The 16,587-nt window shown below is 69.2% G+C and carries 5 protein-coding genes; 3 read left to right on the forward strand and 2 right to left on the reverse strand.

Annotation, left to right across the window (positions count from 1 at the left end; genetic code table 11):
- Positions 1 to 33: 33 nt before the first annotated feature.
- The gene (locus tag FXF50_RS10995; RefSeq protein ID WP_148427113.1) at positions 34 to 2,433 is read right to left on the reverse strand and encodes a hypothetical protein; all 2,400 of its coding nucleotides are present in this window, start codon (positions 2,431 to 2,433) and stop codon (positions 34 to 36) included.
- A complete protein-coding gene (locus FXF50_RS11000; RefSeq protein WP_255509983.1) occupies positions 2,430 to 8,516 on the reverse strand; it encodes a DEAD/DEAH box helicase in 6,087 nt (2,028 codons plus the stop codon). Before FXF50_RS11000 ends, FXF50_RS10995 begins: the two co-directional genes overlap by 4 nt.
- A 1,015-nt stretch (positions 8,517 to 9,531) precedes the next feature.
- Between FXF50_RS11000 and FXF50_RS11005 the strand changes: the two genes are divergently transcribed.
- The 3 genes from FXF50_RS11005 to FXF50_RS11015 are packed head-to-tail and all read left to right on the forward strand — an operon-like array spanning position 9,532 to position 16,565.
- Positions 9,532 to 10,644: a hypothetical protein gene (locus FXF50_RS11005; protein WP_148427114.1), complete on the forward strand. Its 1,113-nt coding sequence runs from the start codon at positions 9,532 to 9,534 to the stop codon at positions 10,642 to 10,644.
- Entirely contained in the window at positions 10,641 to 13,985 is a 3,345-nt protein-coding gene (locus tag FXF50_RS11010) for a transposase (RefSeq protein ID WP_148427115.1), read from the forward strand. Before FXF50_RS11005 ends, FXF50_RS11010 begins: the two co-directional genes overlap by 4 nt.
- A complete protein-coding gene (locus FXF50_RS11015; RefSeq protein ID WP_148427116.1) occupies positions 13,986 to 16,565 on the forward strand; it encodes a pPIWI_RE module domain-containing protein in 2,580 nt (859 codons plus the stop codon).
- Positions 16,566 to 16,587: the final 22 nt, after the last annotated feature.

Below are 16,587 nucleotides of genomic sequence, written 5' to 3' on the forward strand. Positions count from 1 at the left end.
ATCGACGATGTCGGCGAGGGGACGTCGTCGATGTCATGTCAGCGGTAGCCACAACGGACCCGGATCACTTCCCCTGCGGTGTCCTTTGACGAAGGTGAACCCGTCGGGCAGTCTGGTGTCGGCGTGCTGGCCCCATACTCTCCGGACGTGCCGGGCATAGTTCTCCTTCGCCTGGTCGCTGGCGCGGTACCCGCTCGGAAGCGCCCGGCAGTTGGGCGGCACCCAATGCTCGCGGGTGCGCTCCCGCAGCGCCGCGTACCGCTGTTGCGCCGCGGCGTAGTCGGCGTGCTGGCGGGCCGACTGGCTGGGCCACCACACAAACGTGTCCGGTCCACCGCTTCCCGGCTTGTCGGGACGTCCCGGGTTCGGTTCACGGGTGAGCTTGCCGGCGTCCACAAGACGTTCACAGGTGTAGATCACCTGCCACATCAGTGGCGGGTTGTCGAAGTCTGCGCCGAACATGACGCCGAGCAATTGTTTGCCGGTCAGCCTGCGGGAGCCGAACGTGCCCTCAGTGCCGTGACGGCGAAACGCGGCGAGGATCAGCCGCCGCAGCGGGTCGATCCCCTGGTACTCCGCCGGCACCGTCGGCGGTGCCGGTTCGTCGTCTGCGTCCGGCTTGGTGCCGTCAGTCTCCTCGGGTGCCGGGGCGGGGTCGAGGTCGATTGCGAGGGCGGTGGCAAGCAGTCGATGGTCGGCGTCCCAGCGGAACTCGTCACCGTAGGGCAGCGGCCGTTCGAGCAACGTCGTCGTAGCGGCCAGTCTGCGGGCGCCGCGGGCGAGCGAGACCATGACCTTGATCCCCGGGTAGAACGACAGCGGCCAGGCGACACCGGTCAGCGCCCCGTCGCCGTGTTCGACCGTATGGATCCTCTCGTCGTCGGAGAGGTCGTCGCCGTCGTGGTGCAGTTCGATGACGAGGGCGCCGTCGGCGAGCATGGCGGCGATCCGGTCAGGTACCGGCAGGGTGTCGTTGTCGAGGTGGATTGGTCGCAGCGCGACGGTGTACACGGCGATGTTGTCGTCGAGGTGTTCGACAACGACCTCGTCTCCGGCGGGTCCTTCTGTCTCGGTGTCGTCCGGTTCCGGGTCGGTCGTGTCGGGGTCCGGACCGGGTTCCCGCTGATCCGTGCAGGTGCCGGTGATCGCTTCGGTGTCGTCAGTCGGCTGCTGGATTTCGGCCGGATCGGTTGCGCCGGTACCGTCATCGGTGCTCTGGGACGGCGGCTGTGACTGGTGGTAGCCGAGCCCGAGGGGTCGTAGCGGGTCGACGTCGCGCAGGTCCGCTGGGACCGGGGACGGTTGCGCCAGCCACACGCCGCCCACCTGCCACAGGTCGTCGACGCGCAGGTGGACTCCGTTCGGCTGCAACCCGTCGACGGCTGCCGTGGCGTGGTCGGCGACGGCGAGGTTGGCGTGCACGACCACTTCGGCGGCCGCGGTGAGCTCGAACGGGTCGACGTCGACGTCTTCCGGGTCGGTGGCGAAGACCTCGTCGACTCTGCCAGCCAGCCACGGCCATACACCGGTGAACCGTGGTCCGGTCCCCGACCGTGCGATGGTGTGGACCAGGTCGTCGAGGTCTTCCCCGCCCAGCAGGCCGGGGTCTTCCCGCCGGTGGTGGTACCGGTCGACCGGGGTGGCGTAGCCGCCCCATCGACGCAGGTGCGGTGCGACGTCCAGCAGTTTGTCGATCGTGTGCAGCGCCGTCTGCAACGCTACGGCGAGGGTGTCGTCGTCGTGCGGGTCGATCAGCAGACCGCCGAGCGGTCCACCTACCAGTAGTGGTTTGCCGGCGGTGAGCAGATAGTGGGCGTACAGGGCGATGTCGTCGAGGCCGGCCAGCCGAGGACCGGGGTAGCAGACCTGTCCTGTCAGGTGTCCACGCTCGTCGAGGACCACACCACGCTGGCGCAGCCGGTGAAGTTCGGTGCGTTCCCGGGGTGTGAGTGGTACGCCGAACGCTTCCGGGTCGACGATCACGCGTTCCGACCGGCAGCCGGTGTCGTCGAGGACCGCCGGTGCTCCGGACAGGCGTGCAGGAACCCACCCATCCGGGTGGACGCCGTCGGCGGCGCCGAAGCGGGCGACGACCTCTGCCCACAGCGACTGCTGACCCCGTTCGATGCGCACGAACGTGCCGACGGGCAGCGCCGGCAGCGTCGCGGCATCGGTGGTCAGCCGCACAAACAGTTCGGGGTCGAGGACGGCGGCCTGGTAACCGCGGGCCTGCAGGTCGAAGCCGAAGTGAAGCGCGTTGAACGCGGTGGTGGTGTGCAGCGGCGCCCGGCGAACGTGGGCGACCTGCTCGAGGTAGGCGATGATGGCCGCGCGTACCGCGTCGGGGATGTCGTCGACGTCGCGTAGCAGGTCGTCGGTGAACAGCGGTTCGTCGTGGAACGGTCGCCATGTCGGTGTCGCGGTCATCGTCATCGGGCGGCTCCTGCCTGCGGCGCCGCGGCGCGGGCGTTGTCACGGTCGACGTGTCGGCGAAGCCGCCAGACCCGGCCGCCGTCTGTCAGGGCCGCCTCGCCGGCGGCTGCAAGCCGGGCGAGCGCGTCGGTGACGTGGGTGAGCTTCATGCCGGGGTCGACGCCGCGCAGCCGGTGGTAGAGCAGCTGCGGCCACAGCGGTCGCAGCCGACCGGAGCGGCTGTCGCGGTAGGCTTCGTCGCCGCGCAGGACCCGGTGCAGCATCCCGGCGGTCAGGCCGTGGAAGTTGTCCCACAGCAGCGCCCGCAGGTAACGGTCGACCGCCGCCTGGTATGGCGCGCCGTCACGGTCGGCGGCCGGCCGCGGCCGCGGGGTGTTCAACGCGTTCAGCAGCACCGGTGTCGGTGTGGTGTCGGCGCTCGACGACCAGCAGGTGGAGCAGCGGCACGCGGCGGTGCTGCAGGTGCCGTCGGGTACCGACTGCCCAGGCTGACCGAAGTACTCGGCGAAGCCGACGTTGGCGCACTGGGCCTGCTCGGCGTACCAGTCCCGCAGCGCGGTGAGCTCGGTGTTCGACCGGGCCCGGTGGGCGTTCATCCGGGTGGCGAAGTCAGCGGGCAGCCGGCCGGTCCGGTCGAGCATCCGCACCGAGACCAGGGTCTGGGTGTTGCCGGCCTGGGAGACGTCGACGACGCCGAGGTCGTGCAGGGTCGCCAGCAGCGCCCAAGTGCCGGCGACGTCGTCGGCGAGGCCGTCGTAGCCGGTCACGGCTGCGGCGAGCTGTTGGTGGACGTCGGTGAGCTGGTGACGTCCCGGCCGGGTCGCGGCGAGCTGCTGCACGACCGCAGCCGCGTCGGCGAGGGTGTCGTCGCAGCGGATCGGATCGTCGAGCGGGGTCAGCGTGACCGTCGCCGGGAAGTCGCCGCAGTCGTCGACCGTTCCGGCCGCGTCGAGGGCGGCGAGCGCCCGGATCACCGCGGTGCGGTACATCGTCATCGTCGCCGGTTTGCGGGCGTCGTCGAGGGACATCCACCCGGCGTCGACCTCCTCGCCGATGACGATGTCGGCGACGTGGTCGGGGTTGAGCACTCCGCTGCCCCGGGCGGCGGCCACGACTGCGTTCCCGATGCGCTGCAAGGTCGGGTTCGCCAGACCTTGCGAGATCATCCAGGCGACGGTCCGGAAACCACGGCCGGTGCCTAGGGCGAGCCCGTACGACGGTGCGGTGATCTCCGCGGGGTCACAGCCGGCCTGGTCACGGCCGGCGCGGCCGAGTTGCTGGTACAGCCCGGCGAGGTCGGTGGGTGGGGAGACCACGAACACGCAGCGGATGTCGCCACGGTTGACCCCGAGACCGAATGCGCTGGTCGCCACTATCAGCAGCGGAACGTACCCCTCCTCCCCGTTCTTGGGCGCGTCGCGGAACTCGGTGAGGACCGCCGCTTTCTCCGCCTCCGACAGCCGGCCGTGGAAGCGGCGCACCCGCCGGGTTTCGCCCTCTCCCACGAACTCGCGCAGGTGCGCGTACAGCGTGTCGACCTCCCGGACGGTCAGGCAGTAGAAGATCGCATGGTCGTCGCAGGCGGAGGTGACCGCTTCGGCGAGCCCAGCGACGACGTTCGGACCGGCGGCCCGGAACGTCCGCCGGTAGATCGCAAGTTCCGGCCGTAGCGGGTCCGCGGTGACGGTGACAAGAGGTTCACCGGCGGACGGGGTCTCGGGCAGACCGAACAGGCCGCTGCGCAGCCCGGCGCGCACCCCACGGTTGGCGGTGGCGGTGACCGCGGTGACCCGGACGCCGTGCCGGTCGCGCAGCTCAGTCAGCAGACCGGCGGCGCGGCGGAAGCTGGGGCGGAAGTCGTCGCCCCATTGCACGAACGTGTGAGCCTCGTCGACGGCGACCCGCCGCAGCTGCCCGTTGGCCGCCCCGGTGCGCAGCAGCTGCTGGAACCGCCGGTTGCCCAGTCGTTCCGGGGAAATGTAGACCAACTTGATGCCGTGGTCGTGGACACCGGTGAGCTGTTCAGCGACCTCGGTCTTGCCGCGGCGGCTGTTGGACTCGGCCATCGGCCCGACGAGGGCACGGACGGCGCCGCCGACGCTGGCGTTGAGTTCAAGGGCCTGGTCGGCCATCAACGCCACGAGCGGTGACACGACGACGGTGACGCCGGTCAACGCAAGCGCGGGCAGCTGGAACGTGTAGGACTTGCCGAAACCGGTCGGCAGCAGCGCGAGCACGTCAGCCTTGTCGGCGACCGCGCGGATCACCTGCTCCTGCTGGTCGCGCAGCTGCAGTGGGACGTCGGAGAACCGCAGGTACCCGGCGATCTGGGAGCAGCGTTCGACGAGCAGGTCACCGAGTTTACCTTCGGCACGGGCAGTGGTTTCGGTGTCGTCGTCGATGCGGGCGGCGAGAATCTTGCGGGTGGCCGGCAGCAGGGTGTGTTCAGCGAGCGCGTCAGCGGTGCACAGCTCGTCGGCCCGCGCGGCAGTGATCTTTCCGCAGTCGGCGAGGAACCGCCAGATCCGCTCCCAGCCGTCAGCCATCGTCGTCAGGTTCCCACCGGCGGCCTCCCCCGTGTCGGGGTCGGCGACCAGCAGCCCGGGGTCGAGCGACTCGAGGAACACCCGCCGGTAGCTTCGCCGTAGCGCGGTCTGGCCGGCGAGTTTGCGGTCGCTGATGATCACGACACCGCGGTGGTGGGCTGACCGGATCAGGCGGCCGACGGCCTGCCGCAGATCCATCGCCGCTAAGGGCAGGTAGTACGACTCGGTCGCGACCCGGTCCGGATCCGGATGGCCGGTGTCAGCGGCCCGGCGGGCGACCGCGGCGCGGCGGGCGGCGACGACCGGGTCGGCGAACGGCGCGAATGGCAGCTTGTTGATCCACACCAGCGACAGCCGCTCGGCGGGAAAGTCGACCCCCTGCCACATCCCGCGGGTCGCGACGCAGAACCCTCCGGTTTCGGTGAACGCCCGCGCCGCCCGCGCGTTGCCGAGGATCGGGGCGACCGCAACCGGGACGTCCGGCGCGACCGCGGGCAGTTCGGCGAGCAGCCGTTCGGAGATCGCCGACGCCGCCCGTGTCGACGTGGTCAGCACAAGCGCACCACCGGTGAACACACCGGTGGCCGCGCTGCCGTCATCACCGGCGGTTTCCGGGCGGATTACCTCTCGGGCGTAGCCGGTGAGGTGGTGGGCGACGGTGCGGACCGCACCGTCGGCCTGCTCCGCCCAGCTGGGGAAGTCGGTCAGACACACCAGTCTCGCCTGGGAGGCGAGGTCGAACGGGCCGGGCAGGTAGTGGGCGTCGACGTCGGATCCCAGTCCGAGCCGACTGCGGATGTAGTCCCATCGGCCGGACACCTGCAGCGTCGCCGACACGTAGAAGATCCGGTCGAACCTCGACCGGGCGAGCCTCCACTGCGGGTCGTGGGCCAGTTCGATCGGCGCGGACGTCACGGTGAACGCGTACCGGCGGGCGGAGACACTCAGGCCTTCCAGCTCCAGTTCGGTAGCGAACACGACCCGGTTCGACACCACCGGCGCCGATCCGGAGTCGTCCGGCATGAGGTCAGGCCCAGCGTCGTCAGCGCCGACCTCGCCGAGGCGCTCCTCGAGCGGGTCCACCGGCGCTTCGGTCTCCCCCGACTCATCGTCGTCGACGCCCGGAGCGTCGTCCCCACCGCTGCCGGCAGGTTGGTCGGCTGGCGTGCCCGGCTGCCCGGCAGCGTTCCCTGCGTCGGGGCGGGGAGGGTCGAGGATGGCATGGGCATCGGTGGCGATCTGGTCGGCTGCCTCGGCCAGACTGCACACCCTGCTGGCCAGTGACGCCGCCCGTTCCCGTTCCCACCACGACGCCGCCTGCATCTGCTCCGATCCGAGGTGACCGGACAGTTGCCGGTAGACGAGCCCGGCGACGACGGCGAGGCGTTCCACCCGGGCGAGCAGCTGCCGCGCCGAGGCGCTGCCGCCGAGCCCACCGAACGGGCTCGCCAGGGTCGCCGCGCGGTTGCCCGGCTCTCCGCCGGCGGCGTCGAACACCGCCTGCGCGGCCCGTGGCATCACCTCGGTGTCGAGCATCGCCTCCAGGTCGGCGATCTGCTCCCCCAGCGCTGCCGGTGCCCCGCGCTGGCTGGCAAACCAGCGACGCAGCTCGGCGACGAGGTTCTCCACCGCCCGATAGTCCACCTCGGCGCTCGCGGCTCCTGTCGCGGCGTGTTCGAGGGAGTGCGCCTCGTCGACGACGAGCAGGGTGTCGTCGGCGAACGCGTCCGGGTTGCTCAGCAGCAGCGCATGGTTGGCGACGACGAGGCGATGGTTGGCCAGCGCTTCGCCGACGGTGTCGGTCATGTGGGCAAGCGGCGACGCGGAGCCGGGCCCGTAGTCGTCGGACTCCTGGCTCACGCTGGCCAGCCACAACCCCATCAGCGGGCCGGCTGTCGCCGAGATGTACTCGGCGAGGAAGATCGGAATGTCGGCGGTGTCGACACTTCGTGCCACCCACGCCTGCTGCGCCGATGTCGCGGTGGCCAGCCGCTGGACCAGGTACACCAGCAGCTCCCGGTAGCCCGGGTGGGCGGCGAACCGGTTCCGGCGATCCCGGTGGCTTGCTCCGGCGGCCGCGGCGACCGCGTCGGTGAGCGCGGCGACGAGTGCCCGCAGTGACAGCCGGTTGCGTGTACCTTTCACCAGGTCGGCGACGTCGTCGAGGCCGGGCACGACCATGGCGAGCCGGGTGATGTCGGCGGCCAGCTGGGTCTGCAGCTGTTTGGTGAACGTCGCCAGGACCACCCGTCGGCGGGAGTTGCTCGCGAGCCAGTCGAGGGCGGTGGCGAGAACCGCGAGGCTCTTACCGGTTCCCGTCGGCGCTTCACACAGCGCATCCCGGCCAGCGTCGACCTGGCGCGCCAGGAGTTCGGCCATATGCTGCTGCGCCGGCCGGCGTTCGACCGAACCGTGCGCGGCCACCAAGGCGAGTGCGTGCGGGTCCACGTGACCGGTGCGGTCGAACAGTCGCTCCGGCACCGTCAGGTTCTCCGGGACGGCTCGGCCACGCCGGGTTGGTTCCCGCAGGTCGCCGCTGCCGAGCACGTCCGCGAGCACCTGGGCGACCGAGCCGTCGTCCGCGGCCGGCCGACCAGATGGTGCGGATAGCAGCGACGTGAGCAGGTCCCAAGCAGGTGACCCGGCACCGGCGGCGAGCAGCAGATCCCGCAACGGCCCGTCCCAGCCTGAGACGGTGTCCGCGGCGTGCCGCAGCAGCCGGGCTGTCAGGTCGGCATCGTCTGCGGCGTCGTGCCAGCTCAGCCCGGACCGACCGATACCTACCTCGTCGGCGAGCTCCACCAGGCGATGGGAACGGGCGGTCGGCCAGACCGCGTGGGCGAGGTACAACGCGTCGGCTCGGCGCAGCGCGCCGAACGGTGGCTGCTCGGCGCGGGTGGCCGCATCGTCGAGCATCGGAAAGTCGGCGCCGGTACCGTTGTAGGCCACGAGGACGTCCGCGTCCGCCAAGTAGTCCCGCAGATCGTGCAGCGCCTGCTCGACAGGGATCGCGTGTGCGGCGTACTGGTCACGGACGGACGCGGACCGCAGCTGCTCTTCCCAGTCAACGTCCGGCAGCCGCACCCAGGCGGTGAAGCGTGGCGCCTCCTCGACCCAGCGCCGTTCCGACGACAACCGCACCGCACCGATCTGGTAGATGCGCCGGTCCCCGTCGGGGTGATCCGCAGTGGGACGCACAACAGCTTCGACGTCGACGACGACAGCCCGGGGAACCTGCGCAGTTACCGCCGATCGATGCCCGGAAGGGATTGGCGTTGCGGGCGCGTCGGCTGCCCTGAGGATGCCGTTGTCGTCGTGGAGGAGCCCAGCGCCCAGTGCCGAAGCGACGATCCTCTGAAGTCGCGCCTGCGTCATCGCCGGCCAGCGCTGCCGCGCGGCCTCGAGGACCTGGCCGCTGTTACAGGGTCCGATGTCCGAAATGAGCAGCGCGAGTTGCTGCTCGCGGCTAACTGCTCCGTCCGTTGTGCCGTCCCTTCCGCCCGTTCGGCACACCGCCCCGGCGTGCGGCGCTGACACCTGCTCGTCTATCGCACGTTCCGAATCGTCTTATCAACCCTGCATGCGACTGCCATCGTGGCCGATCAACTCCTGCAGGGCACCTAGTACGAGCAGCCGCCGTTGGAGATGTTGCTGGTGAGGTGGGGTGAACGCGAGGCGGCCGCCGTGTAACCGCCTTTGCGTTGTGGACATATTCAGATCTGGCGGTGGCCGTATGGACCCGACCGGACGCGGGCACGCCCGTTGGACCAACCGATGGAAAGCCACACTCAACGCCTTCGACATCACCCTCATCGACCGCGTCAGCGCCAGCCGCCGCTAGACCACACCGGACAGACAACTACCCAGAAACCAGTAGTTGCACCGAAAACCGGATAGACCACCCCCTGACATCCGCAGCGACTGATGTGCCGCCGATCGCGATGAGTGCGTACTGTAACGAGACTGCAGGGCTCGCAGGGAGGGGTCGCAGGACCGAAGTTGTGTCGGGAAGAAGACAAACGGGACGTACGCACCGCCGAGGAACCGCAAGGGGCCGGCTCGATACACGTCGACGTTCCTACAAGGATCGCCTCGTGGCATCCATCCACCTGCAGACGCACTTCGGGACGATCCGCGACGTGAACGACCCGGCCCAGTCATCGGGGGACCTGGCTCCCGACCGGACACCGCGAACCCGGCACGACAAATCGGCCATCCCGACAGCCACGGATGACCAAGCGGGGACTTCGGTCTGGTTACCGACAGCAATTTGCATTGCTTTGAGACGCAGTCGCCCCTCTCGAAGTCAGTACTTCAATCGCGGTTCAAGCTCCCTCTGAGCAGGCAGCACAAATGCCAGTTGCAGCTCAAGACGGAGTTGACCTTTCGGATGGGGCGAGGACTCCAATCGCACGCGCGAGCACGCGGGGCTACATGCGCCGCCTAATACGAAGGCGCTTCGCATATTGTAGGGCTGCGCGGTTGTCATACCGATGCGGTCCAATGGAACCCACCCCGCCTTGCCTACGTCTCTCTCACGCGGAGTGCACATATGATCGAACCACCTTCAGACCCGTCATGGCTGCCCACTCCGCAGGTTGCTGTTGCGCAGCTCGCCAGCGGGATCCTAAAGTACGCCCAGCAGACCGCATCGGGTGACGCGTTCCGGCTGCCGTACCCGGCAAACCTGCAGCTCGCGCTGGACCGGCTGACCCTGCTCGCCTGGCATCAGGGCGCGCCCGCGCCGGCCAGCGTGGTGGAGCTGCTTCAGCTTGCACAGGAGCCGTTCGGCGACTGGAAGATCGACCTCACCGGCACCGACGTCGGCCCTGACGAGGCGCTGCTCATCTATGGCCGCCCGACGGCGGCCTGCGAGGAACTTGGCAGCCTCCGTGGGGATGTCGAAGGCGAGATCCGCGAGAACGCGCTGTTGCGGGCGGTGATGGACAAGTCCCGGGCCCACAACGCGCCGCAGTCCTACATCGCGTTCCGCGAGCTCCTGATCCGACAGCCGGCGATCGCGGCGATGGAGCTCGACGCACGGCTGGCCGATCCTGACTTGGCGCTGCTGGCGGATGAGGTGCGGCAGGCGTACGTGGAGGCACCACCGGAGGCGATGGCGGATGGCGTGATCCGGACCTGCGGCGGGTGCAGCGGTCTTCGATTGCCACTAGATGACGACCGGACCTGGGTCTGCGAGGACGAGACCTGCCCGGCACCCGGAACGGCCGGGACGGACCACCCCGCCAGCGAGGGCGTGTGGTGGTTGCGGCGTGAGCTACGCACCTTCATCACCGCACCGGGTCGTGCAGAGCTGCGCGTCGCCGACGCGATCGGGAAGCTCGGCGTATCGGTGGCGTTGTGGCCGGATTTCGACGCGTGCGACATCGCGGTCTTCGCGGAACGACCGTGGGTCGCCGACATCAAGGCCTGGCGCAACCCGGTACGGCTGGCCCGACGGCTGCGGGAGCGGCTGTTCACCGTGTCGCCGGAGGCGGAGAGGGCCTACGTCGTCATCGGCCAGGAGCAGGTCAAGGCACATCCGCGGTACGTGGCACGGCTACGGCAGGCGTGCCCCCAGGTACGGCCGGGCCGGCAAATCGTGGCGGTCTCCGAGGCGGAGTTCATCGGTGCCGTGAAGCGCCGGGTGGAGGCCGGGGCATGAGGCAGACCAACACCATCCGCAACCGCTTCACCCGCGCACTCCGCAGCCACTACACCCCGACCGGGGACCAGCCTTCGCCGTCCCGGCTGATGGACACCGAACTGTGCCTGTATCTGCTGGAAACAGTCGCCGCCGGCCAGACCGCCCACGGAGTACCCGCGTTACTCGACGGCTACCGGGCGCTGTGGGACGCGGTGCCGGGCCCACCAGCCGACGCGACGGTCCGACTCGCCAACGCGCGAGCCCTGCTGTGGCGCAGCCAACGCCCCTACGGGTGGGACGAGTTGCTGCGGGCTTACCGGTCTGCCCCTGAGACAGTGCGGGGTTACCACCTGGACCCGCTCGGCCGACCGGTACGCCGGCAGTGCAGCGTGGCGACCAACCGGTGGGCCTGGTACGAGCAGCTGCTCACCGAGCCGCTGCCCTTCGCCGCCACGGGCGTGCGGTTCGCCGCGCCTGGGCAATACCGCATGAGCTCGACGGCGCGTGGTCAGGGCGTCACGGTACCGGATAACCTTCCGCCCGCGCCGGCTCCGGCTCTGCATGACCTGGCCGTCCGGACCCGGGCACCGATCGAGGTCACGTGGCAGGAGTTGGTGAAGACCGCCCGAGGTATGGACGCCGCCGATCTGGAGGCCGGGCGTTCCTCTCACCGATGGGAGGAGCGCCTGCAGGACGTCACGCTGCAGATCCGGCTGGCCGACCATACCTTCGGCGACGCCGCGACCCTTTGCATCGATCGGATCCTGCACATGGTCGGAATGGTCAGCGTCGGCAAGAGCACCCTCGTGACGATCCTGACGACCTGGGCGGCGCAGCATGACCTCCGGATAACGATCGTGGTCGGCGACAACTCGGCAGCGCTACGCATGGCGCACGAGCTATCCCGCTACGACGGCGTGGTGGCGGCACCGGTCATGGGGCAGAACCGCACCCGGCACGCGGAGCGATTGCATCGACTCCAGCCGCCGGCACCTGGCCGGCTTGTGCCCTCCGAGCCGTACGGGTTCGAACTGGTCAGCACGGCCTGCCCGCTTGATGCGGTCCGAGACAAGGCCACCCCACTTGAAGTACGCGAGGCGCCCTGCCAGCACCTGATCGAGACCGACCCGGATGCCCCGGTGGATGGCTGGCGGGACGGGACCCGGCGCACCTGTCCCCTGTGGCATCGGTGCCAGCGGCATGAGGCCGCGCGCCGGCTGGTCACGGCGAACGTGTGGATCGCGACTCCATGGAGCCTTGTGCACACCCCCGTGCCCGGACCGTTGAGCCACGAGCAGATGCGGTACCTGGAGGCGGCGTGGCGACGCAGCGACCTATTCCTGGTCGATGAGGCCGACCAGGTGCAGGCAAACCTCGATGAAATGTTCGCCAGCGCCCAGGTACTGCTTGGCCCCAGCCAGGAAGCCTGGATCGACGAGATCGGGGCGCGGGTAGCGGAGAAGCTGCGCGCGACCGGCCGCGCACCGGTCAGGTCCCGGCAGATCCGCCGGTTTACCACGGCCCTGAACCAGGCCCGTTCCGCAGCAGACATCATCTATCAGTTGCTGCAACGGGACCGGGCTCGGGCCGGCAAGCCGGTATTGAAGTGGCTCGACCCCGACTACTTCACGGCTTGGACGCTGTTCAACAGCCTTGCCACCGACTGGGCCGGCTACACCGCCGCGAAGGGTCGCAGGCCGGACCCCGGCTGGGACAACGATCCGCTCTACAAGCTGCTGCGCGAGCAGTTCAACGCGTTCATCGACGATCCGACGGGAGCAGCCGGCGAGGTAGCCGGGGGTCTAGCCACGTTGGCCGAGGCGCAGCTGTCCGATACGGAAGAGGAGAGGCGGGAGGACGCCGTTCGGCAGTGGCTGACAGAGTTGAGCGACCAGGAGTTGGTCGAAGGTAGAAAGGTCGCACCCGCGGAGCTCGATCGCAACGTGTGGCGGCTGGAGCTGGCCATCGCCGTAGCGGTAATGGCACACCGGCTCAACCTGATGCTCGCAATCTGGCCGGAAGTCGCGGCCGAGTTGGACATGTTCGACACGCTTCCGGCGGAGGTACGCCGCCCGCCCAGCGACCTCGCCGTCGTGGTCCCGGAGTCCCCGATGGGCAACGTGCTTGGCTTCCAGTACGTCGAGGACGAGACCAACCGGCGAGACGGCCAGATGGGCGAGTTCCGATTCTTCCGCTACACCGGCGTAGGGCGGGCCCTACTGGTCGGCCTGCCGGACCTGTTTCCCGCCGACGGACCGGGCCCGAACGTGCTGCTGTTGTCCGGAACCAGCTGGGCCGGCACCTCGCCTCGCTACCACATCGACGTGCCGGTCGAGGCGATCCTGCGCCCGTCACCTCAGAAACTCGCCGCCATCTCCGAGACCACGTTCACCCTGGACATCCAGCACCAGGGCGAACGCAGTACCCCGATCTGGGTATCCGGCCGCTACGGGGAGGAGCGTGCGAGCGCTTTGCGGCAGATCGTGGCCGCCCTGACTCAGCCGGGCGCGGGTCCCGGGCGACCGAACCGGCTGGAGCGCGAGCGAGCCGCGCTGCCGCCCGGCCGGCAGAAGGTCATGCTGCTGGTCGGCAGCTACGCCGAGGCCCGCACCGTCACCAACGAGTTGCTACGGCGCAAGTCCTCCTGGGAGGGGCAGGTGCGCTGCCTCATCGGCGACGACGAGCTGGAGACCGGCTGGGACGACGGCCACTTGTTACGCCGCGGCGACGTCGCGGACTTCGGCACCGATGATGCGTGGCTGCTGGTCGCCCCGATCCTGGCCGTCGAGCGGGGGCACAACATCCTCAACAACGACGGCGTGGCCGCCATCGGCGCCGCATTCTTCCTCGTACGTCCTCACCCGCGGCCGAAGGATCTCAGCTACGTCACCCAGCGGATCAACCAATACGCCCTCGAACAACTACGCCCGCACCCGCTCGACGACGACTGCCCGGCACACGAACGCCTCGTAGGTGCCGGCAGCCGGCGACGCCGAGTCGCGCAGCGTCAATGGCGGCGGTTGCTGCACGCCATGGTCGCCTACAGCCAGCTCGGCACGGACGAGCGCCAACGCGTGGCCTGGACCCAACTTGTCACCATCTGGCAGGTCGTGGGCCGGCTCCTACGCGGCGGCCAAGCCGCGAAGGTCTACTTCTGCGACGCCGCCTTCGCACCGCTCACTGCGCGCAGGAGCGACACCGACACCGACCTCGACGATGCCAGCACCAGCCTGCTGCACGGCATGCGTGAAGTGCTCACCCCGTACTTCGAGCCTAACGGCGTCAACACCGATCGACACCTGGTCCAGGCGCTCTACCAGCCCCTGTACCGCGCCCTCACCAACATGGGAGACCGCTGAATGGCACCCCGCTACGACAACCTCGCTGTCACCGTCCTGCGTCTCGATCCCGCAGCCCCGATCGAGCGCACTTACTACCTCATGCGGTTCCCTGGCCGCTGGAAGGAGCCGCTGCGCCGGCTCGCCCAGGCGCAACGCGGTGGCGACGTCGCCAGCATCCCGATCGCCTCGCTCAACGACGCGATCACCGCCCTCGTTCCCGACTGCGTCGTCACGCTTCCGTACGCCGGACGTGGCGACGACGACCAGGACTGGCTGCTCGCATACCGCTCGGTGAACCCGGCGGCCATCTTCAACCTGGTCGCGGCGTGGGTACGCGCGCAGAAGGGCACCCCGGAGCAGATCTCCCTGACCCTGTCCGAGCTGCACGCCAGCCACCTCACCTGGTCGCCGGTTCACCTGGACCTGACCGCGCCGGAAGAACGGCCGCGCGCCATGCGTCTGCTCCCGATGGAGATCGCGGCGACATTGTCCCGCCCGGACGCTACGTGCCCGCACAACGAGTTGCGGTTCCTGCGCTGCCCGAGCGCCGAAGGCGCGGAGATCATGTCCTGGCCGCCGGAGCGGATCGAGGACCAGACGCCGTTCTCGGTCAAGATCGGAATCAGCGTGCAGACCCTGCCCACCAGTGATGAGCTGCTGGTCTATCTGTCGTACGGCGTGCGGCGCTGGATGCCCGTGCGGGGCAAGCTCGCCTTCGACCATGGCCACTCGGTATACCTGGCACCGACCGTGCCGTACCTGGCCGGCCTTGAGAACTCTCGTCATTTCGGCACGGCGCGGATCAAGCAGGTCAGGGTGACTGAGAGGGACGGCTCGAGCAGCTATGGGCCACGCTGGGACGACGCCTGCGCGAGGGTACTGAAGGAAGCCGGTTGTCTCGATCGCCTGCCCGACCCGCAGCAGCTGGTCGACAAGCCACTGGACTACCTGCAGCGCCACGGCGACGCAGCTGCGCTGGTGTACAGCACCGGCATGCTCTCGGCTGAGAAGGTCAGCGCCGGGTTGGCGGTTGCCGATCGCCAGCCGCTGATGGACTGGGTCATCAACGAGCTCACCCCACACCTCCGGCCGGCAGCGGCGCTCCCGCGCGAAAAGCGCACTGTGTACAAGGGGCTTGACGGCATCAGCGAGAGTCAGGTTTCGGCCACCTACCTCCGTGAGATCGTCGGGCCGCGTCTGGCCGTCGAGCTGCTCACCGATACCGACCGCGCCACGCAATTCGCCCTCGACCGGCTCGCCACCCGTCTCGGTGTCCCGATGCCCCGTGCCGAGCAGCTTGACGAAACCGGGGTTGACATCGACCTGGGCGCGGTGACCGTTGGGATTCGGCGGCTGGCGGCACCGACGATTCGCGCCGACCTTGACCGGGCCGGACGCCGGCCCCAGGCTGCGGTGGAGGCTCGCATCGAGCACATCGCCGACGCACTTGGCGAGGCGGCAAACCCGACAATCAGCCTGGTCGAGATCGCCCACCCCGACGCCTATCAGGGCCGGCGACGCGGCGACGATCCCAAGTTCGCCATCCGGCACGGCCTGCTGCGGACGGGACGGCTCAGCCAGTTCGTCACCCCGGTTGCCGAGCCGAAGCGTCCCCCTCGTGCCCGTGAGGGCAGGGAGGCCTCTGACCCGAACCGAGAGCGGTTCGCCGCAGCCGTCGATGACCTGTTCCGGCAGCTCGGCGTACGCCCCGAACCACTGCCTGAGCCGGCGCAAAATACCCTCATCCGGCGGCCGGCCCTCCTGGCCATCTGGATGATCCGCCAGAACAAGGGACGCGTCTGGGGTCTCGCGCGACAGGTCCCGGTCGCCGTGCTCGTCGACCCCACCGGTCAGCATGTGGAAGTGCGTGCGCCCAAGGTGCCCTGGCAGCCTCTGCACACCGGGCTCGTGGAGATCGGTAAGCAGTACGTCAACGTGGACCTCAAGTGCGGCCCCGACGACGTGGTCCGTTTCGCCAAGGACGTCATCGATGAAGCCACCAGCGCTTTCCCCGACACCCTGCTACTCACCCATGCGCAGAACCTGCGCAGCGTCTGGAACACCCTCACCAACGGCCGCATTCAGCTCGACAGCCTCGGCTTCGGCGCCGGTGAACCTCAGCCGATCAGCAAGCTGCCCGGCCTGCGTCATGTACGCGTTCGTACCGCTGAAGGCGGCGAGACGCCGGAGTGCTACGGCGTAACCGACGACGGCACAGGCCAGCCCAAGGGTCTGTGGCGCTTCCTGGTCCCTCGGGTGTACGGCAGCACTACGGGCAAGCCCAGCACGCACTCCGGGGCGTTGAAGGGCGTGTCCAAGCTGATCCCCGGCGAGCACAACGGCAAGCTCACTGCCCCAAAGCCGAAGGCCCAGGTATGGAACCCGCAGTTCATCGAGCTGCTCGTGGCGGGAATCCAGGACGGCGACCAGCCCGAGCACTGGGCGGCGCTGGCGCACGAGCTGCGAGATGCAGCACCGTACGTACGGGGCACCACCGTCATGCCGTGGCCGCTTCACCTCGCGGAGCAGATCGAGGAATACCTCCTACCAACCAAGATCGCTGACCTCGGTTCGCAAGAGGTTCTCAGGGACGAGTAGGGGTCGTGGACCTCCCTGGGGT

This window comes from Micromonospora sp. AP08 (assembly GCF_008085935.1).
Taxonomy (GTDB): domain Bacteria; phylum Actinomycetota; class Actinomycetes; order Mycobacteriales; family Micromonosporaceae; genus Micromonospora; species Micromonospora chersina.